The following is an 18,994-nucleotide window of genomic DNA, read 5'->3' on the forward strand; positions in this document are numbered from 1 at the left end:
TTCAGGTTCGGCGTTCGTTGTCGGGGCTCAGTCCTCGTCGCCTCCGACCGGCGCCTTGCGGCCGGTAATGAGGAAGAACAGCAGCGGCCCGAACAAAGCGAGGGCGGACAGCGCGTAGAGCGCCAGCGCGATCGGCGACTGGAACAGTACGGTCGGGTCGCCCACGCTGATGGCGAGCGCGCGGCGGAGCTGCTGTTCGGCCAGCGGGCCGAGGATGAGGCCGACCACGACAGGGGCGATGGGGTAGTCGTAGCGACGCAGCACATATCCCAGCAGGCCGAAGATCAGCAGCATGCCGAGCTCGACCAGCGAGGGGTTGGCCCCCAGCGTGCCGAGCGTGGCGAACACCAGGATGCCGCCATAGAGCCACGGGCGCGGAATGGCGAGCAGGCGCACCCACAGCCCGACCAGCGGCAGGTTGAGGATCAGCAGCATGCCGTTGGCGATGAACAGACTGGCGATCAGGCCCCAGACGAGGTCGGGATTGCTGACGAACAGCAGCGGGCCGGGATTGAGCCCGTATTGCTGGAAGCCCGCCAGCATGATCGCCGCCGTCGCGGAGGTCGGCAGGCCGAGGGTGAGCAGCGGCACCAGCACGCCGGCCGCCGCCGCGTTGTTGGCGGCCTCCGGCCCGGCGACGCCCTCGATGGCGCCGTTGCCGAACTCGTCCGGCTTGCGGCACAGCCGCTTCTCCAGCGCGTAGGACAGGAAGGTCGGGATTTCCGCCCCGCCCGCCGGCATGGCGCCGATGGGGAAGCCCAGCACGGTGCCGCGCAGCCATGGCTTCCAGGAGCGCTTCCAGTCCTCCCGGTTCATGAACACCGAGCCCTTCACCGGCTCGATGATCTCGTCCGCGCGGGAGCCGGCCGCGACCACCGAGAGCGTCTCGCCGATGGCGAACAGCGCGACGGCAAGCGTCGTCACCTCCACGCCGTCGAGCAGGTCGGGGATGCCGAAGGAAAGCCGCGCCTGTCCGCTCTGAAGGTCGATGCCGATGAGGCCAAGCGAGAGGCCGATGAACAGGCTGGTCAAGCCGCGCGTCACCGAGGAGCCGAAGGCCGCCGAGACGGTCGTGAAGGCCAGCACCATCAGCGCGAAATAGTCCTCCGGGCCGAAAGAGATGGCGATGTCGACCACGGTCGGCGCCACGAGGGCGAGGCCGATGGTGGCGATGGTGCCGGCGACGAAGGAGCCGATGGCGGCGGTCGCGAGCGCCGGCCCGCCGCGCCCGGCGCGGGCCATCTTGTTGCCTTCCAGCGCCGTGACGATGGACGAGCTCTCGCCCGGCGTGTTCAGCAGGATCGAGGCGGTCGAGCCGCCATACATGCCGCCATAATAGATGCCGGCGAACATGATGAGCGAGCCGGCGGGGTCGAGCTTGAAGGTGATCGGCAGCAGCAGCGCCACGGTGAGCGCCGGGCCGATGCCGGGCAGCACGCCGACGGCGGTGCCGAGCATGACGCCGACGAAGGCGAAGAGCAGGTTGATCGGCTGCAGGGCGACCATCAGGCCCTGGCTGAGAGCGGCGAACGTATCCATGGGGCCTGCCTCAGATGAGCCGCTCGATCGGGCCGGCGGGCAGCGAAAGCTGCAGGCCCTTGGCGAAGATCACGTAGATGATGAAGCACATGACCGTGCCGGCGAGGAAATGCGCCCAGACCGGGCCGCGGCCGAAGCCCTTCGCCGTGGCGGCGAACAGCCAGCCGGTGGCGATGGAGAAGCCGAGGAAGGGCAGCAGCGCGATCTGCCCGACCAGCCCGGCGAGCACCCAGGCCATCGGTCCCATCTCGTCGCGCGGCCGGTCCACGGGCCCCGCGCGCAGCGCCTCGACGGCGGTGGCGACCGCCAGCGCGGCGAGGCCGGCGGCGATGATGGTGGGGAAGGCCGCCGGGCCGACGGCCGAATGCGCGTTGACGCTGGCGAGCCGCCAGGCGTCCCAGCCAACGACAAGCGCCAGCGCGGCGAGGCCGAAGGCGATGACGAAGCCGGCCTTGTCGGGCCGTCGGGCGGAGGTGGGAGTGGGATCGCTCATCGGACAGCTCCGGGTGTCGGAACGACGTCTCCCCCGCAGCCGGCGGCCACGGGGGAGCGTTCAGGGTCGGTCGGGTGCGGCCGCTCAGTTGGCGAGGCCGATATCCTTCAGCACGGACTGCGTGGCCGTGACGTCCTTGGCGAGCTGCTCGGCAAAGGCCGGGCCGGAGAGATAGGTGTCGACCCAGCCCTTCTGCGCCAGCAGGTCCTTCCACGCCTTCGACTGCACCATCTTGCCGATGGTCTCGGTGAGCTGCTTCTTCTGCTCCTCGGTGATACCGGGGGCGGCCGAGACCGAGCGCCAGTTCTGGATCTCGACGTCGACGCCGCTTTCCTTGAAGGTCGGCACGTCCTTGGCTTCCGGCAGGCGCTCGGCGCTCGACACGCCGAGGAGGCGCAGCTTGCCCGCCTTGGCCTGGGCGTCGAACTCGGAGAGCGAGGAGATGCCGACCGTCACCTTGCCGCCGAGGATGGAGGCGAGCGACTCGCCGCCGCCCGAGAAGGCGATGTAGTTGACCTTGGTCGGGTCGACGCCGATGGCCTTGGCGATCAGGCCCGCCGTGATGTGGTCGGTGCCGCCCGCCGAGCCGCCGGCCCAGGACACCTTCTGCGGATCGGCCTTCAGCGCCGCCACGAGGTCGGCCATCGACTTCAGCGGCGAGTTGGCCGGCACGGCGATGGCCTCGTACTCGCCGGTCAGGCGGGCGATCGGGGTCACCATGGACAGGTTCACCGGCGACTTGTTGGTGATGATGGCGCCCACCATCACATAGCCGCCGACCAGCAGCACGTTCGGGTCGCCCTTGCTGCCGTTGACGAACTGGGCGAGGCCGATGGTGCCGCCGGCGCCGGGCACGTTCATGACCTGCGCATTGGCCGCCAGCTTCTCGGACTGCAGCACCTGCTGCATGGCGCGGGCGGTCTGGTCCCAGCCGCCGCCGGGCGCGGCCGGGGCGATAATCTTGAGGTCGCCGACCTGCGCCGATGCGGTGCCGAGCGACGCAGCGGTGAAGGCGGCGGCGAGCAGCGCACCGCGAAGCATGTGATTCATCGTTTCCTCCAAGGATGAGCGGGGCGCATTTGAGGCAGGCCGCCGCTTGAACGCGGCAAGGAAGCTAGTGCGCATGGCCGGCCAAGTCGAGTTCCCCTCATGGATGAGAGAATGCGCATCGCAGCCATGCACCGGCTTGACGCGGACGGGCCACGGGGCGACATGCGAGGGCAGCATCCGGCCACCGGGCGATCCGCGCCCCGCCGTCCGTCCGCCAGCCTGGGGAGCCCGCCATGGAGCCATTCGACGTCGACCTCTTCGTCATCGGCGCGGGGTCCGGCGGCGTGCGCGCCGCCCGCATCGCGGCCGGCTACGGGGCGAAGGTCCGCATCGCCGAGGAATACCGCGTCGGCGGCACCTGCGTGATCCGCGGCTGCGTGCCCAAGAAGCTGTTCGTCTATGCCGCCCGCTTCGCCCATGAATTCGAGGACGCCGCCGGCTTCGGCTGGAACGTCGAGGGCACAAGCTTCGACTGGCCGACGCTGATCGCCAACAAGGACAAGGAGATCGCCCGGCTGGAAGGCGCCTACCGCGCCAATCTGGACCGCTCGGGTGTCGAGATCGTGCCCCAGCGCGCGGTCATCGAGGGCCCGCACGCGGTGCGCCTGGCCGACGGCACGCGCGTCACCGCGCGCACCATCCTGATCGCCACCGGCGGGCGGCCGAATATCGGGCTCGACTTTCCCGGCCGCGACCTCGGCATCACCTCCAACGAGGCCTTCCATCTCGAACGCTTCCCCGCCCGCGTCGTGGTGCAGGGGGCGGGCTACATCGCGCTCGAATTCGCCAGCCTGTTCGCCGGGCTGGGCGCGCAGGTGACGGTGGTGCATCGCGGCGACACGCTGCTGCGCGGCTTCGACGAGGACATCCGCGCGCGCATCGTCGGCGAGATGGAGGCGAACGGCGTCAGCTTCGCCTTCAACGCCACCATCGCCTCGATCGACGCCATCGAGGGCGGCAAGCGCGTCCGCCTCAGCGACGGGCGCGACCTGTTCGCCGACGAGGTGATGCTGGCCATCGGCCGGGTGCCGAACACGGTCGGGCTGGGGCTCGACGCGGTGGGCGTGCATCTCAACGAGGCCGGCGCCATCGCGGTCGACGCGGATTCCCGCACCAACGTGCCCTCGATCTACGCCGTCGGCGACGTCACCGACCGCGCCAACCTCACCCCCGTCGCCATTCGCGAGGGCCACGCCTTCGCCGACACGGTGTTCGGCGGCAAGCCGTGGCAGGTGAATTACGACGTGATCCCGACCGCCGTGTTCACCGAGCCGGAGATCGGCGTGGTCGGGCTGACCGAGGCCGAGGCGCGCGCGCAGGGGCGGCGGCTCGACATCTACAAGACCGACTTCCGCCCGCTGAAGGCGACGCTGTCGGGCCGGGCCTCGCGGGTGTTCATGAAGCTGGTGGTCGACCAGGCGGACGACCGGGTGCTCGGTGTCCACCTCATCGGCGAGGGTTCCGGCGAGATCGTGCAGATGGCGGCCATCGCCATGAACCTCAACGCGACCAAGGCGGATTTCGACCGCACCATGGCGCTCCACCCCTCCAGCTCCGAGGAGCTGGTGACGCTGCGCTCGAAGCACACCTCGAGCGATCAGGTGATCCCCGAGGTCTCGACCGAGGCGACGCCGGCGATCTGAGGCCGGAATCCTCTCCAATGTCATCCCGGACGGCCGGAAGGCCGATCCGGGATCGCATCCCGAATGGAGAGCGATGCCGGCTCTGCGCGGCGCTTCGGCCGGGATGACGATGTGGTCGGGCGAGCCCCGCTTCCGGCATGCCTGACCTTGCGGAGGTGCACTGGCGCGGCGCTCGGGCTTGGGTGTATAAGGCCGGCCTTTCCCGCCGGGGACGAGCTCCGGCGGCGTGACATTCGTGGAGGCAATCATGTCTGAACGCTGGACGCCGGAAAGCTGGAGGGCCAAGCCCATTCAGCAGGTCCCGGACTATCCGGACGCCGAAGCCCTGGCTTCGGTGGAGCGTCAGCTTGCCTCGTTTCCCCCGCTGGTCTTTGCCGGCGAGGCCCGCCGGCTGAAGCGCGAACTCGCCAAGGTGGCGAATGGCGAAGCCTTCCTGCTGCAGGGCGGCGACTGCGCCGAGAGCTTCGCCGAGCATTCGGCCGACAACATCCGCGATTTCTTCCGCGTCTTTCTGCAGATGTCGGTGGTGCTGACCTATGCCGGCGCGCTGCCGGTGGTGAAGGTCGGCCGCGTGGCGGGCCAGTTCGCCAAGCCGCGCTCGGCGCCCATGGAGAAGATCGGCGACGTCGAGCTGCCGTCCTACCGGGGCGACATCATCAACGACATCGACTTCACGCCGGAATCGCGCATTCCCGATCCGCGCCGCCAGCTTGAGGGCTACCGCCAGTCGGCGGCGACGCTGAACCTGCTGCGCGCCTTCGCCAATGGCGGCTATGCGAGCCTTGGCAACGCGCATCAGTGGATGCTCGGCTTCATCAAGGACTCTCCGCAGTCCGGCCGCTACCAGGCGCTCGCCGACCGCATCACCGAGGCGCTCGACTTCATGCGCGCCATCGGCATCGACCCGGAGCACCATCCGGAGATGCGCTCGACCGACTTCTTCACCTCGCACGAGGCCCTTCTGCTGGGCTTCGAGCAGGCGCTGACGCGCGTGGATTCGACTAGCGGAGACTGGTACGCGACCTCCGGCCACATGATCTGGATCGGCGACCGCACCCGCCAGTTCGACCACGCCCATATCGAATATGCGCGCGGCGTGAAGAACCCGATCGGCCTGAAATGCGGCCCCTCGCTGAAGCCGGACGATCTGCTGCGCCTCATCGATGCGCTCAACCCGCAGAACGAGCCGGGCCGGCTCACGCTGATCGCGCGTTTCGGCGCGGACAAGGTGGCCGACCACCTGCCGGCGCTGCTGCGCACGGTGAAGCGCGAGGGCCGTTCCGTCGTGTGGTCGTGCGATCCCATGCACGGCAACACGATCAAGGCGGCCTCGGGTTACAAGACGCGCCCGTTCGACCAGATTCTCAAGGAGGTGCGGGACTTCTTCGCCGCCCACGCCGCCGAGGGGACCTATGCCGGCGGCGTGCATCTGGAGATGACGGGCAAGAACGTCACCGAATGCACCGGCGGCGCGCGGGCGATCTCGGATGCGGACCTCAAGGACCGCTACCACACCTATTGCGACCCGCGCCTCAACGCCGAGCAGGCCATCGAGATGGCCTTCCTCGTCGCCGAGCTGCTCAAGAAGGAGCACGCCGGCCGCGCCCGTCCGGTGATCGAAGCCGCCGAGTGAACCGGCGCCGACGCCTGCGCATCGACTGAAAACCGCGGTCCTTCGGGGCCGCGGTTTTTTGTTGGCGGGCGGTGGATGCGTTCGCCCGCCGCCGTCCCGTGTGAACCGTGACGGATACGTTCGGAAATTTTATTGGCCGTCGAAGGGGCGGCCGGCTAGTTTCGGCGCGCACGGACGTCGTCGGGTGACGGCGCCCGCGCGGGGACAGCAGGCGTGCGCGAGATCATTTTCGAGAGCGAGAACCTCAAGGTCGTCAAGGTCGCGGGCACGCGCGCCGGCGTTGCCTTCGTGACCTTCGAGCAGATGCGTCCGCAGGAGCACTGCATTCCCGGCCGCGACGGTTTCGGCGAGGTGTTCTTCGCCAAGCGCGGTTTCACCGCCTATCATTTCCTGCCCGCCGGCAATGACTGGTATCACTATCCCGAGACCGCGCAGGCGCTCGCCCTGGTGCGCGCCGACATCCCCCCGGACGTGCGCGTGGTGAATTACGGTGCCAGCATGGGCGGCTATGCCGCGATGCGCTTCTCCGAGCCGCTGAGCGCCGAGACCGTGTTCGCGCTCGCCCCGCAGGCGAGCGTCGACCCCGCCATCGTGCCGTGGGAGAAACGGTGGGGGCCGCGCGGCCCGGCGCTGCTGTGGGACCGCCAGGCGCCGCGCCGCGCCGCGCGTCATTTCGTGATCTACGACCCGCTCTCGCAGGACCGCCGGCATATCGAGCTTTTGCAGCGCGAAGTGCCGATGACGGTGATGTTCAGCTATTTCAGCGACCATCACACGACGGAATATGTGCAGGAGAGCGGGCTGCTCCAGCAGATGCTGCTCGACCTCGCGGAGGACCGCTTCGATCCCGCCGCCTTGCAGGCGGAGCTGTGGCGGCGGCGGCGCTCGACCTCGGTCTACCACTTTGTGCGCCCGCGCAAGGTGCGGCGGGGTCTGCGGCGGCTGCGCTACTACGCGCTGGAGCGCCTGCTCGACTGGCGCTACCGCCCGGTGCGGCGGCCGGAGGACGGCGGCGGACCGACCTCCGTCGCGCCGGCCGGCTGAGGCCGCCAGCGCGGAGGAGGCGGCGTGCGGGAGATCATCTATGAGAGCGCGAACCTGAAGGTCGTGAAGCTCGCGGCGGCGCGCGACGACGTCGTCTTCGTCACCTTCGAGTCGCTGCAGCTCGAACGCGCGCCGGTGCGGCCGGGCTATGGAGAGACGTTCCTCCAGAAGCGCGGCTATACCGGCTATCATTTCCTGTCCGCCGCCAATTGCTGGTACCAGTATCCGGAGATGCCGGAGGCACTGGCCGTCGTCCGGGCCGATATCGCGGCGGGCGCGCGCGTCATCACCTACGGCGTCAGCATGGGCGCCTATGCCGCCTACCGCTTCTCGGCGCCGCTGGCGGCGGATGCCGTCATCGCCTTCTCGCCGCAATGGAGCATGGACCCGCGCCGCGTGTGGTGGGAGCGGCGCTGGCGCTCGGAAGGGTCCGCCCGCATGTGGGACCGTCAGCTCCCCTGCGCGAAGGCGGCAAAATATGTCTTCTACGATCCACTGAACCAGGATCGCCGCCACATACGCAACCTCCAGCGCGAGGCGCCGCTCGACCTCGTGCGCCTCTATTTCGGCGGGCACCATTCCCCGCTCGTCGTGCAGGAATGCGGGCTGCTGGAGAGCGTCGTGCTCGACATCGCGGAGAACCGCTTCGACCGCGCCGCCTTCGAGCGCCGGCTCTGGCAGCGGCGGCTGCTTTCCGAAACCTACCGCACGATACGCCGGCGCAAGGGCTCGGGGCTGATAAAGGGGCTGCGCTACCGGCTCATCGAGGCCCTGATCGAGCGCCGCCTCGGCGCGGGGACCGGCGCCGAGCCCGGCCCGCTCTTGCCCGATCGTGGCGGCGCGTAAGCGCGTGGTAACGGGGGACCGAGCTCGGGGTGGCCAAGCACGGCCGAGCCCTCTAGAACGCTTTTAAGGGTGCCCGAACTGTCCCGATTCCCGGGGTGCGGGTGCACAACCTCGATGATTGTTCGGCCAGTTCGCACGCGATGACCCTGACGGAGCCGCCTGCCGCCCCTGTGAAGCGGCGCCGAACCTATTACATCCCGGAGCAGCGCGGCGAGTTTCGTGCCAGGCTGACGCGGGTGAGCCAGGCCATCGGCCATGGCTTCGACCGGGTGCTCTTCGATTGCGAAGGCAGCCCGCGCCTGCTGCTCCGCACCCTGCTTTTCGACGCCTACCGTCGCGCGCGCCCGGCTTTCGACGGGCTGGTCTATCGTCGCCACGACCGTCCCCGCCGCGCCTTCGCCGGCTGGATGGCGAAGGGCGAGGACCTGCTGCCGCCCCTCGTCGCGCAGGTGCCGTTTCCCGAACCCGACCCGGCGGGCGTGGCGGCGGAGCGCCGGCGCGTGCTGATCGCGGTCGAGGGCGACGTCGGCCCGCTCGCCGCTCTGGTGGCGCAGGCGGCCGGCAACTGGGAGGTGGTGCTGCTGCGGCTCGACGGCGCCTCCGGCGCGGGCCTTCCCGCTGTCGAGGTTGCAGTCGATGTCGCGCGCGCGCGCGTGCCGCGGCCGGTCCTCGTCGATGCGCTGGCGATGCGCGCCGCGACGTTGAAGCCGCTCTTCGCCCTTGCGGTGGGCGCCGGCCTGGCGGACCTGACCGATTCTCTGGAGCGGCGCGGCGTGCCCGTGGTGGCGCTGGTGGATGACGTCGATACGCGCGCGCCGGACGCCTTTCCGCTGGAGCGCGTGCTGGCGCGGGCGAGTGCCGTGGTCTTCCCCTCCGAGGCCGCGCGCGACGCGGCGCTGCGGCGGCTGCCGCAATTCGCCGGTCGCTGGCGCGTGTTCGCCATGGAGGAGCCGCTCGGCGCCGGCACCGGGCAGGTTCTGGCGCTTGGCCGCGAGGTCGGCGAGGAGGTCGACAACGAGCTCGCCGTCATCCTCGCCACCTATCCCGAGCGGCTCGATGTGCTGAGCATCAAGCACGAGACCGACCCGCCCGGCGATCTCGCTCCGTTGCAGAAGCTCGAACACCAGATCTTCGAGTGGCGCAAGCGCACCCTGCTGCGCCGCCCGATCAACACGCCGCCGATGCGGCGCGACTATTCCGGCTTCCACCCGCTGATCTATGCCGAGCACCACCCGGTCGCCTGCTTCGACCAGCGCCGCTATCCGCTCGCGCACTGGCTGCAGAACGGCTGCCCGCCCGGCCCGTGGGCGGTGCCGGTGACGGGGCCGCTGGACCGCCCCCGCGCCAGCCGACTCACCAGCGCGCTGCACGGGCATTTCTATTATCCCGACCTGTTCCCCGAGATGCTGGAGCGCCTCTCGGTCAACGCCTCGCGGCCGGACCTCTTCCTCACCACCGATACCGCGGCGAAGGCCGAGGAGTTGCGGGCGATGACCGCCGACTATCCCGCGCGGGTGCGCATCGACGTGGTGCCGAACATCGGGCGCGACATCGGCCCCTTCCTCACCGCCCTGCGCGACGTGCTGACGGGGAACGACTACGACGTCGTCTTCCACGTGCACGGCAAGAAGACCAAGGGCCGGCGGCGCGCCATCGGCGATCCCTGGCGCAATTTCCTGTGGGGGAACATGATCGGCGGCGAGCATCCGATGCTCGACACGGTGCTTGCCCTCATGGAGGCGCAGCCCGAGGTCGGGCTGGTCTATCCGGAAGACACGCACCTGCTCGACTGGGCGCTGAACAAGCCGGTCGTCGAGGAGCTTTGCGAGGATATCGGCCTTCCCGAGAAGCGCGGCAAATATGTCGACTTCCCGGTCGGCAACATGTTCGCCGCCCGGCCGGCGGCGCTGGCTCCGGCGCTGGCGCTCGACCTGCGGTGGGAGGACTACCCGGCCGAGCCGATCCCCGACGACGGCACGGTGCTGCACGGGCTGGAGCGCCTGCTGCCGGCCGTGGTGCGCAAGGCGGGCTACAGCCCCGCCGCCGTGCGCGTGCCGCATACCGGCTGGGACTGACGGGCGGGCGCGGGCCGATTGCGGGGCCGCGAGCGGGGCGCTAAACGACGCGCATGTCTCAGGAACCCGCCGACCAGCTCCTCATCGCGCTCGCCCAACTCAACCCGGTCGTCGGCGACGTCGATGGCAACGCCGCGAAAGTCCGCGAGGCGCGTGCGCTGGCGGCCGGGCAGGGGGCCGATCTCGTCATCTTCTCCGAGCTTTTCCTGTCCGGCTACCCCCCGGAAGACCTCGTGCTGAAGCCCGCCTTCCAGGCCGCCTGCCGCCGGGCGGTGGACGCGCTCGCCGCCGAGACCGCCGATGGGGGCCCGGCGCTGCTCGTCGGGGCTCCGTGGCTCGATGGCGGGCGGCTCTACAACGCGGCGCTGCTGCTCGACGCCGGTGCCATCGCCGCCACCCGCTACAAGGTGGACCTGCCCAATTACGGCCCGTTCGACGAGAAGCGTGTCTTCGCCGCCGGGCCGCTGCCGGGGCCGATGGCCTTTCGCGGCGTGCGCATCGGCGTGCCGATCTGCGAGGATGTCTGGTCGCAGGACGTCATCGAGTGCCTCGCCGAGACCGGCGCCGAGATGCTGCTGGTGCCGAACGGCTCGCCCTATCGGCGCGGCGTCTATGACGAGCGCCTGAACGTCGCGGTCGCGCGCGTGGTCGAGAGCGGGCTGCCGCTCGCCTATGTGAACCAACTCGGCGGGCAGGACGAACTCGTCTTCGATGGCGGCTCCTTCGTGCTCAACGCCGACCGTTCGCTGGCGGTGCAGCTTCCCAATTTCCAGGAGCGCGTGCGCATCACCCGCTGGGAGCGCTGGGCGGATGGCTGGCGCTGCGAGGAGGGCGCGCGCGCCCCGCTGCTGCAGGACGACGAGGCGGATTACGCGGCCTGCGTGCTCGGCCTTGCCGACTATGTGGAGAAGAACGGCTTTCCCGGCGTGGTGCTCGGCCTGTCGGGCGGCATCGATTCCGCGCTGGTCGCCGCGATGGCGGTCGACGCGCTGGGGCCGTCGCGCGTCCATTGCGTGATGCTGCCCTACCGCTACACCTCGGGGGAATCGCTGGCCGATGCGGCCGGCGTCGCGCAGGCGCTGGGCGTGCGCTACGACATCGTGCCGATCGCCGCCGGGGTCGAGGCGCTGGAAGGCGCGCTGGCGCCGCTGTTCGAGGGTCACACCCGCGACGTAACGGAAGAGAACCTGCAGTCGCGCCTGCGCGGCACGCTGCTGATGTCGATCTCCAACAAGTTCGGCGCCATGGTGGTGACGACCGGCAACAAGTCGGAGATGTCGACCGGCTACGCCACGCTCTATGGCGACATGAATGGCGGCTTCAACCCGCTGAAGGACCTCTACAAGACGCAGGTCTTCCGCCTCAGTGCGCTGCGCAACCGCTGGAAGCCGGCCGGGGCGCTGGGGCCCTCGGGCGTGGTGATCCCCGAGAACATCATTGCCAAGCCGCCGACCGCCGAGCTGCGCGAGAATCAGAAGGACCAGGACAGCCTGCCGCCCTACGACGTGCTCGACGCGGTGCTGGAGCGCCTCGTGGAGCGCGAGCTCCCCGTCGCCGACATCGTAGCGGAAGGCTTCGAGCCAGCGCTTGTGGCGCGGGTGGAGCGCCTGCTCAACATCGCCGAATACAAGCGCCGGCAGGCGGCGCCGGGCGTGAAGGTGACGCCGCGCAATTTCGGCCGCGACCGGCGCTATCCGATCACCAACAGGTTCCGCGAAGGGGGATAGCTCCATCACGCCGTCATCCCGGACGGCCAAGGCCGATCCGGGATCGTCTGCGGAATCCGGGAGCATTGCTGGCAGGCGATCCCGGCACGTCCGGGCATGACGGGTGTGGATTCCTAAGGATGAGCGGCTCGCGAGAACCAAGTTGCCCGCCGCAGCCATCCCGGCGATAAGCGCGGCATGTCGAGAACCACCACGCCCCCCGTCCTGCGCTTCGCCCCGTCGCCGACCGGGCTGCTCCATGTCGGCAATGCGCGCACCGCGCTCTACAACGCGCTGTTCGCCCGGCGTGAGGGCGGCACCTTCATCCTGCGCTACGACGACACCGACACGGCGCGCTCGACGGACGCGTTCGCCGACGCCATCGCCGAGGATATCGGCTGGCTCGGCCTGCATCCCGACCGGATCGAGTACCAGTCGTGCCGGCTCGACCGCTACGACGCGGCGGTAGAGCGGCTGAAGGCTGCGGGCCGGCTTTACCCCGCCTATGAGACGGAGGAGGAGCTGGAGGCGAAGCGCCAGTCGCGGCGTCGGCGCGGCTTGCCGCCGGTCTATGACCGCGCGGCGCTGATGCTGACCGGCGCCGAGCGGGCGGTGCTGGAGGGCGAGGGGCGCCGGCCGCATTGGCGTTTCCGCCTCGACGGTCGCAAGGTCGATTGGGACGACATGGTGCGCGGCCGGCAGGGCGTCGACACCGCCACCCTCTCCGATTCCGTGCTGGTGCGCGAGGACGGCTCCTATCTCTACACGCTGACCTCCGTCGTCGACGACATCGAGATGGGCGTGACCCATGTCGTGCGCGGCGAGGACCACGTCACCAATACCGGCGTGCAGATCGAGATATTCGAGGCGCTGGGCGCCGCGCCGCCGGTGTTCGGCCATCATAATCTTCTCGTTCTGCCGAGCGGGGAGGGACTGTCGAAGCGGCTCGGCCATCTCTCGCTGCGCGCGCTGCGCGACGAGGGGGAGGAGGCGCTGGCGCTGGCGGGCCTCGCCGTGCTGACCGGCACCTCGCTTCCCGTCGAGCCGGTGGCCTCGCTCGACGAACTTGCTGCGCGCATCGACTTCGCGAAGATCTCCCGCGCCCCGGCACGCTTCGATCCCGAGGAACTGACGGCGCTCACCGCCGCGACGCTGCATCACCTGTCTTACGTAACGGTAGCTGCGCGGCTTGCCGCGCTCGGTATCGGCGGCGGGGAGGCGTTCTGGCGGGCGGTGCGCGGCAATCTCGACCGGCTGACGGACGCCGCCCGCTGGTGGCGCGTGGTGGAAGGGCCGCTTACACCCTCGATGGCGCCCGAAGACGCCGGATTCCTGCATCTGGCGGCCGATCTGCTGCCGCAGGAATGGGGCGAGGACGTCTATCCCCGCTGGATCGCTGTCCTGAAGCCGGCGAGCGGGCGTGCCGGGCGGGCGCTGTTTCACCCGCTGCGCGTGGCGCTGACCGGAGCGGAAAGCGGCCCCGAATTGAAGGCGCTGCTGCCGCTGATCGGGCGCGAGAAGGCCGCCGCGCGGCTGAGGGGCGAGGCGGCGTAGGTCTGCAGAATTTCATCGTCGGATCGCGGACGTCTCAAGCGTCCGTCATGGCCGGGCTTGACCCGGCCATCCACGCCTTGCTGCCGTCGTACGAAGAGGTGGATCCCCGGGTCAAGCCCGGGGATGACGGCCGCTCGATCGAGCCTTGAAAGCCCGACGTAACCGGCGGTCAGGGCTTCTTGGCGGGAGGGGGCGTTGCGGGGCGGGGTTGGGACATTTCGCGCGAGGCGTCCTCGGTGACGACGATGTCGCCCTTGCGCAGCGTCTGGTCCTCCTGCGCGCCGAGCGCCTGCGCCCAGCTCATGCCGGCGGGGCGGCAGGAGCAGGCGGCGACGAACTGCTTCTTGAACAGCAGCGCGTTTGGCAGCGACATGTAGGGCTGGCCGTTGGCGGCGACCGCGTTCTGGATGTCCTCGCCGGGATTGCGATAGGCGAACAGGCGCGCCTCGGTGCCGGGGCACTGGCGCTGGCACTGGGCCTCGTCGGAGCCGAACTTGGCCGGCGTCGCAGCGAAGGAGACCGGGAAGAAGAAGCCGTCGCAGGTGCGCACGCAGACGGTGCGGTAGGTCGAGACCTTCGGCATCTCCATCGGCTGCACGTCGAGCGGGCCGGCTTCCTCGCGCGGCACGCCGAACAACTGCTCGATGAAATTGCGCGGGCGCCGGTCCATGTTGCCGTAGACGCCGCGGCCGCCGCCGCCCTGGCCGAGCGCGGCCTGGTACTGCGGGCCGCAATTGTTCTGCGCCAGAGCGTAGATGAGCTGGCGGCGCTGCTCGTCATTGCCGCTGCGCTGGCCGCGCGCCTGCATCATGGTGCGGTCGAGCGCCGAGCGGGCCTGGGTCAGCCGCCGGTTGAGCGAGTCGCACTGCGGGGGAAGCTGCGGCTGGAAGATGAGGAAGCCGCGCTTGTCGCAGCCGATCTGGCGCACCTGCGCGGAGAGGTCGGCGACGTCCTGCTGCTGCTGGGCGATGGTGGCGCCGATATCGGCCTGTCCGGGCACCGGCTGGCCGTTGTCGAGCGCCGCGAGCTGGCCCTCCAGCCGGATGCAGGCGGCGGGGTCGCCGCCGCCGACGCTGCCCGGGGGATAGTCCTGCGCACGCACCAGCCCGGCGGACGCGGCAAGCGCCGCGGCGGCGAGGAGGCAGGAGGCGAGGCGCGAGGCCGGGCGCAGGGCAAGGCGGGAGGCTGGGACCATCATCAACCGGTATGCGTTGGGACGTGGGGTAGAGTTGGGCGGCGCCTGAGGCCGGTTTGCCGGAATCGGGGCGGCGACGCAATGAGCACTGCGAGCTTGTCGAAAGTTTGAAGGCGCTTTCGTCACGGCGTGCAGCCGGTCGCGTCATTCGCTGTCATGCGGCACCAGCGCTCTTTGCGGTGACGGTGCGGCACACCATATGGCGGACGAGACGATCGGAGTTGTCACTCGCCATGCCCATCCCTTTCGCGCGTGTCCTGCCGCTGCTTGCCGCCGTCCTCGCCGTCGCGCTCGGCCTTGCCGGGGCGGCGCAGGCGCAGGAGCCGGACCTTATCTTCAAGAAATCGACGGTGTGGAAGTTCCTTACCCCGGACGACAAGCTCGCCGTCTACGGCATCGACGATCCGGTCGTGCAGGGCGTCGCCTGCCACTACACCCAGCCCGAGCGCGGCGGGGTGAAGGGGATGCTGGGCGTGGCGGAGGAAGTATCGGATATCTCGATCGCCTGCCGGCAGATCGGCCCGATCTCGTTCAAGAGCAAGTTCGAGCAGGGCGATATCGTCTATCGCGAGAGCCGCTCCCTGATCTTCAAGAAGATGCAGATCGTGCGCGGCTGCGATGCCAAGCGCAACGTGCTGGTCTATCTCGTCTATTCGGACCGCCTGATCGAGGGCAGCCCGAAGAACTCGACGACCAGCGTGCCGATCATGCCGTGGGGCAATTCGGGCGAGGCGCCCCGTTGCGCGGACTACTTGAAATAAGCCGCACGCTCAGCGCGTGCAGGTGATCGCCACCGCGTCCTGGCAGGTGGTGCCGTAGCAGGCGGTGCGCACATTGGCCGCCGCGCTCACGCCGCCGGCCGCGTCGGAGGCGACGGCGCCGAAGCCGACCGCCTGCTGATAGTCGTGCACCCGGCACCAGGCGTCCGCCATGGCCTGCCCGCAGGCGGAGCCGGCGGCGAGGCAAGTATCCACCCCATAGCCCTCGGACGCGTCGATCAGGAAGATCCGGTCGCCCTGCGGCGCGGCGTCCTGCGCCATGGCGAGGCCGGGAGACGCGCAGAGGGCGAGGGCGAGAAGGGCGGAGCGCAGGGGGTGCATCGCGGGGAACATGACGGGGTGCATGGGGTGGGTCGTTGGCTGCTTGGTTAAGGCCGGGTGGCAGTTCAACGCGAATGTGGCGGAAAGGTTTGAAGCGAAAATTAAAATCTTCCGCACACCGGCCGACGCGCGACGCAAGCTGGTGATCGGGCTGGCGGAGATAGCCGCTCGCCCGCCGCCCCGTCAACGTGCTCCTGCGCGCGCAGGCTGCGTTCCGGCGGTTCTCACCGCTGGCGGCGGGCGAAGCCGGAAAGCTTTGCCGGACCGGCGCGGCGGCTTGACGCGGCCGGCCAAACGGACGACAGACGCGGCGCCGCCGCCGCATTCGGACGGCGGGATCGGACGAGACGACCGGAAGGCAAGGACCAGATGTCGGGCACCAACGCGCAGGCGCTTCCCGAGCTGAAGCTCTACAACACGCTCACGCGGACGAAGGAGGCTTTCGCCCCCATCGATCCGGCGGCGGTGCGCATGTATGTCTGCGGCCCCACGGTCTATGATTTCGCCCATATCGGCAATGCGCGCCCGGTGATCGTGTTCGATCTGCTCTACCGGCTGCTGCGCCACCTCTATGGCGCCGACCACGTGAAGTATGTGCGCAACATCACGGACGTCGACGACAAGATCAACGCGCGTGCCGCCAGCGAATTCCCCGGCCTCGACCTCAACGAGGCGATCGCCAGGGTGACGTTCACCACCGAGGCGCAGTTCCACGACGACCTCGAAGCACTCGGCGTGCTGCACCCCGACGTCGAGCCGCGCGCCACCGAGCATATCGGCGAGATGCGCCAGCTCATCGAGAGGCTGGTTGCCTCCGGCCACGCCTATGTGGCCGAGGACCACGTGCTGTTCTCGGTGCCCTCGATGCCCGATTACGGCAAGCTCTCGCACCGTCCGCTCGACGACATGCTAGCGGGGGCGCGCGTCGATGTGGCGCCCTACAAGCAGGACCCGATGGACTTCGTGCTGTGGAAGCCCTCCAAGCCGGGCGAACCGGGCTGGCCCTCGCCGGCAGGCATCGCCGCGCCGGGGCGGCCGGGCTGGCACATCGAGTGCTCGGCGATGAGCTGGAAGCACCTCGGCGAGACCTTCGACATTCATGGCGGCGGCATCGACCTCGTCTTCCCGCACCATGAGAACGAGGTGGCGCAGTCGCGCTGCGCCTTCCATGCCAATGTCATGGCCAATGTCTGGATGCACAACGGCTTCCTGCAGGTGGAAGGCGAGAAGATGTCGAAATCGCTCGGCAACTTCATCACCATCCGCCAGCTGCTGGCGGACTGGCCGGGCGACGTGCTGCGCTTCAACATGCTGCGCACCCATTACCGCCAGCCCATCGACTGGACGCTGAAGGGGCTGGAGGAAAGCGCGAAGACGCTGGAACAGTTCTTCGACGCGGCGGCGGACGACGCCTATCCGCGGCCCGCCCCGGCGGTGCTGGAGGCGCTGGCGGACGATCTGAATACGCCCAAGGCCATCGCCGAGATGCACGCGCTGAAGGACCATGCGGGCAAGAAGGCGCTGGCCGGCACGCTGGCCTTCCTCGGCTTCGCACCGGGGCCGCTGCGCGAGTGGCAGGCTTCGCGCGCGCCGCAGATCGCCATTTCCGAGACCGAGATCGCGACGCGCATCGAAGAGCGCATCGAGGCCCGCCGCAACCGTGACTGGGCGGCCTCCGACCGCATCCGCGACGAGCTGCTCGCGCTCGGCGTGGCGCTGAAGGACAACAAGGACGGCACCACGACATGGGAGGCGAAGCGGTGAGTGCGCCACCCGCCGCCGCCCTGCGCCCGGCGCTGCCTGGCGACACGCCCGTGCTCGCCGCTATCGCCGAAGCGGCGATCCTCGGCCTCACCGGCGAGGATTACGACCAGGACCAGCAGGAAGCCTGGGCGGCGGCTGCGTCCGACGAGGAAGCGCTGGCCGCCCGGCTTGAAGGTCAGCTCGTGCTGGTGGCGACGCGCGGCGGCGATCCCGCCGGCTTCGTCGCGCTGAAGGACAACCAGCTCGTCGACATGCTCTACGTCCACCCCGACGTGGCGGGCGAGGGCATCGGCGCGCTGCTGTGCGAGGCGGTGGAGAAGCTGGCGGCCGCGCGCGGCGCCAAGAGCCTGACGGTGGACGCCAGCGACACCGCGCTCGGCTTCTTCCAGCAGCGCGGCTACGTGCCCATGCGCCGCAACACCGTGCAGCGCGGCGGCGTCTGGCTGGCGAATACGACGATGGAGAAGACGCTCGGCGCGCCGGAAGGCCCGGTGCACTGAGCAGCGGGGCGGCGTTTCGGCATATTGCGCCGTCATGGCCGGGCTTGTCCCGGCCATCCACGTCTTATCCCGATCAGACCTCAGTCATGGATCCCCGGGCCAAGCCCGGGGATGACGGTGTGCGGCGGGTGCGCCCTCACATCCGGTCGAGCACGCGCTCCTCGGCGTCGCCGTGCAGGTCCATCGGGCTCAGCGGCGCCACCGCCGCGTTCAGCTTGGGCAGTACGGTGCGCACATTGTGCGCCACCAGCAGCTTGACCGGCCGGGCCACGTTGACGAAGCCGGTGGACTGCATGTGGTCCAGCAGGGTCAGCAGCGGGTCCCAGAAGCCGGCGACGTTGAGCGCCATCACCGGCTTGGAATGGCGGTTGAGCTGCACCCAGGTGAGCTGCTCGATCAACTCCTCCAGCGTGCCGATGCCGCCGGGCAGGGCGATGAAGGCATCCGCCCGCTCGAACATCAGCCGCTTGCGCTCATGCATGTCGCGCGTGACGATCAGCTCGTGGGCATGCTCGAACGCCTGCTCCTTGCCGATCAGGAAGTCCGGGATGATGCCCGTGACCATGCCGCCGGCCTCGGCGCAGGCGCGGGCGGTCGCGCCCATCAGCCCGACCCCGCCCCCGCCATAGATCAGCCGGATGCCCTCGGCGGCGAACAGCCGGCCGAGCTCGACCGCAGTTTCCATATAGATGGCGTCGGCTCCCGGAGCCGCGCCGCAATACACGCATACGCTCTTTATCTTCGTCATGGACACCACGTTGCACCGCAGCGCGGACGGGTTCAAGCACTCTCGATTCCCCGCGCGCCGGGACGAGATGGCATCCGCCTGTGACAGGCGCAATGTGCTGGCTG

At 69.6% G+C, this 18,994-nt stretch carries 16 protein-coding genes; 10 read left to right on the forward strand and 6 right to left on the reverse strand.

Features of this window, described 5'->3' with window-relative positions; all coding sequences use genetic code 11:
* Positions 1-27 precede the first annotated feature (27 nt).
* The 3 genes from MWN33_RS17480 to MWN33_RS17490 form a co-directional block, all read right to left on the reverse strand.
* Positions 28-1,539 (reverse strand): tripartite tricarboxylate transporter permease, encoded by a 1,512-nt coding sequence (locus tag MWN33_RS17480; RefSeq protein WP_247202333.1) that lies wholly within the window; start codon positions 1,537-1,539, stop codon positions 28-30.
* A 10-nt stretch (positions 1,540-1,549) separates the two neighbouring features.
* Positions 1,550-2,032 (reverse strand): tripartite tricarboxylate transporter TctB family protein, encoded by a 483-nt coding sequence (locus MWN33_RS17485; RefSeq protein ID WP_247202334.1) that lies wholly within the window; start codon positions 2,030-2,032, stop codon positions 1,550-1,552.
* Between the two features lie 84 nt (positions 2,033-2,116).
* On the reverse strand, positions 2,117-3,082 hold the full coding sequence (locus MWN33_RS17490; protein ID WP_247202335.1) for a Bug family tripartite tricarboxylate transporter substrate binding protein: 966 nt from the start codon (positions 3,080-3,082) through the stop codon (positions 2,117-2,119).
* 233 nt (positions 3,083-3,315) lie between these two features.
* Between MWN33_RS17490 and gor the strand changes: the two genes are divergently transcribed.
* From gor to MWN33_RS17525, 7 genes are all read left to right on the forward strand, one after another.
* A complete protein-coding gene (gor, locus tag MWN33_RS17495) occupies positions 3,316-4,725 on the forward strand; it encodes a glutathione-disulfide reductase (RefSeq protein ID WP_247202336.1) in 1,410 nt (469 codons plus the stop codon).
* 247 nt (positions 4,726-4,972) lie between these two features.
* The gene (locus MWN33_RS17500) at positions 4,973-6,358 is read left to right on the forward strand and encodes a class II 3-deoxy-7-phosphoheptulonate synthase (RefSeq protein ID WP_247202337.1); all 1,386 of its coding nucleotides are present in this window, start codon (positions 4,973-4,975) and stop codon (positions 6,356-6,358) included.
* A 213-nt stretch (positions 6,359-6,571) separates the two neighbouring features.
* A complete protein-coding gene (locus tag MWN33_RS17505) occupies positions 6,572-7,402 on the forward strand; it encodes an alpha/beta hydrolase (RefSeq protein ID WP_247202338.1) in 831 nt (276 codons plus the stop codon).
* Positions 7,403-7,426: 24 nt separating this feature from the next.
* Entirely contained in the window at positions 7,427-8,248 is an 822-nt protein-coding gene (locus MWN33_RS17510; RefSeq protein WP_247202339.1) for an alpha/beta fold hydrolase, read from the forward strand.
* Positions 8,249-8,418: 170 nt separating this feature from the next.
* Positions 8,419-10,323 (forward strand): rhamnan synthesis F family protein, encoded by a 1,905-nt coding sequence (locus tag MWN33_RS17515; protein WP_247202340.1) that lies wholly within the window; start codon positions 8,419-8,421, stop codon positions 10,321-10,323.
* A 53-nt stretch (positions 10,324-10,376) separates the two neighbouring features.
* Positions 10,377-12,050: an NAD+ synthase gene (locus MWN33_RS17520; RefSeq protein ID WP_247202341.1), complete on the forward strand. Its 1,674-nt coding sequence runs from the start codon at positions 10,377-10,379 to the stop codon at positions 12,048-12,050.
* A gap of 177 nt (positions 12,051-12,227) precedes the next feature.
* Positions 12,228-13,583 (forward strand): glutamate--tRNA ligase, encoded by a 1,356-nt coding sequence (locus MWN33_RS17525; protein ID WP_247202342.1) that lies wholly within the window; start codon positions 12,228-12,230, stop codon positions 13,581-13,583.
* A 169-nt stretch (positions 13,584-13,752) separates the two neighbouring features.
* Here MWN33_RS17525 and MWN33_RS17530 read toward each other — a convergent pair whose 3' ends face one another.
* Positions 13,753-14,781: a DUF2865 domain-containing protein gene (locus MWN33_RS17530; protein WP_247202343.1), complete on the reverse strand. Its 1,029-nt coding sequence runs from the start codon at positions 14,779-14,781 to the stop codon at positions 13,753-13,755.
* Between the two features lie 230 nt (positions 14,782-15,011).
* On the opposite strand from MWN33_RS17530, the gene MWN33_RS17535 reads away from it, so the two are divergent.
* Positions 15,012-15,539, forward strand: coding sequence for a CreA family protein (locus MWN33_RS17535; protein ID WP_247202344.1), 528 nt, complete (start codon positions 15,012-15,014; stop codon positions 15,537-15,539).
* A gap of 9 nt (positions 15,540-15,548) precedes the next feature.
* On the opposite strand, the gene MWN33_RS17540 is transcribed toward MWN33_RS17535, so the two are convergent.
* On the reverse strand, positions 15,549-15,902 hold the full coding sequence (locus MWN33_RS17540; RefSeq protein WP_247202345.1) for a hypothetical protein: 354 nt from the start codon (positions 15,900-15,902) through the stop codon (positions 15,549-15,551).
* Between the two features lie 345 nt (positions 15,903-16,247).
* On the opposite strand from MWN33_RS17540, the gene cysS reads away from it, so the two are divergent.
* Positions 16,248-17,642: a cysteine--tRNA ligase gene (cysS, locus tag MWN33_RS17545; RefSeq protein ID WP_247202346.1), complete on the forward strand. Its 1,395-nt coding sequence runs from the start codon at positions 16,248-16,250 to the stop codon at positions 17,640-17,642.
* The gene (locus MWN33_RS17550; protein ID WP_247202347.1) at positions 17,624-18,142 is read left to right on the forward strand and encodes a GNAT family N-acetyltransferase; all 519 of its coding nucleotides are present in this window, start codon (positions 17,624-17,626) and stop codon (positions 18,140-18,142) included. Before cysS ends, MWN33_RS17550 begins: the two co-directional genes overlap by 19 nt.
* A gap of 136 nt (positions 18,143-18,278) precedes the next feature.
* Here the strand turns inward: MWN33_RS17550 and MWN33_RS17555 are convergent, their stop codons facing one another.
* The gene (locus MWN33_RS17555; RefSeq protein WP_247202348.1) at positions 18,279-18,890 is read right to left on the reverse strand and encodes an LOG family protein; all 612 of its coding nucleotides are present in this window, start codon (positions 18,888-18,890) and stop codon (positions 18,279-18,281) included.
* Between the last annotated feature and the right edge of the window lie 104 nt (positions 18,891-18,994).

Source organism: Ancylobacter koreensis, assembly GCF_023016525.1.
GTDB lineage: Bacteria > Pseudomonadota > Alphaproteobacteria > Rhizobiales > Xanthobacteraceae > Ancylobacter > Ancylobacter koreensis.

Coding starts and splice junctions, on each gene's coding strand:
- MWN33_RS17480 (WP_247202333.1), bottom strand. CDS start 1,539: ATGGATACGTTCGCCGCTCTCAGCCAGGGCCTGATGGTCGCCCTGCAG.
- MWN33_RS17485 (WP_247202334.1), bottom strand. CDS start 2,032: ATGAGCGATCCCACTCCCACCTCCGCCCGACGGCCCGACAAGGCCGGC.
- MWN33_RS17490 (WP_247202335.1), bottom strand. CDS start 3,082: ATGAATCACATGCTTCGCGGTGCGCTGCTCGCCGCCGCCTTCACCGCT.
- gor (WP_247202336.1), top strand. CDS start 3,316: ATGGAGCCATTCGACGTCGACCTCTTCGTCATCGGCGCGGGGTCCGGC.
- MWN33_RS17500 (WP_247202337.1), top strand. CDS start 4,973: ATGTCTGAACGCTGGACGCCGGAAAGCTGGAGGGCCAAGCCCATTCAG.
- MWN33_RS17520 (WP_247202341.1), top strand. CDS start 10,377: ATGTCTCAGGAACCCGCCGACCAGCTCCTCATCGCGCTCGCCCAACTC.
- MWN33_RS17525 (WP_247202342.1), top strand. CDS start 12,228: ATGTCGAGAACCACCACGCCCCCCGTCCTGCGCTTCGCCCCGTCGCCG.
- MWN33_RS17530 (WP_247202343.1), bottom strand. CDS start 14,781: ATGATGGTCCCAGCCTCCCGCCTTGCCCTGCGCCCGGCCTCGCGCCTC.
- MWN33_RS17535 (WP_247202344.1), top strand. CDS start 15,012: ATGCCCATCCCTTTCGCGCGTGTCCTGCCGCTGCTTGCCGCCGTCCTC.
- MWN33_RS17540 (WP_247202345.1), bottom strand. CDS start 15,902: ATGCACCCCGTCATGTTCCCCGCGATGCACCCCCTGCGCTCCGCCCTT.
- cysS (WP_247202346.1), top strand. CDS start 16,248: ATGTCGGGCACCAACGCGCAGGCGCTTCCCGAGCTGAAGCTCTACAAC.
- MWN33_RS17550 (WP_247202347.1), top strand. CDS start 17,624: ATGGGAGGCGAAGCGGTGAGTGCGCCACCCGCCGCCGCCCTGCGCCCG.
- MWN33_RS17555 (WP_247202348.1), bottom strand. CDS start 18,890: ATGACGAAGATAAAGAGCGTATGCGTGTATTGCGGCGCGGCTCCGGGA.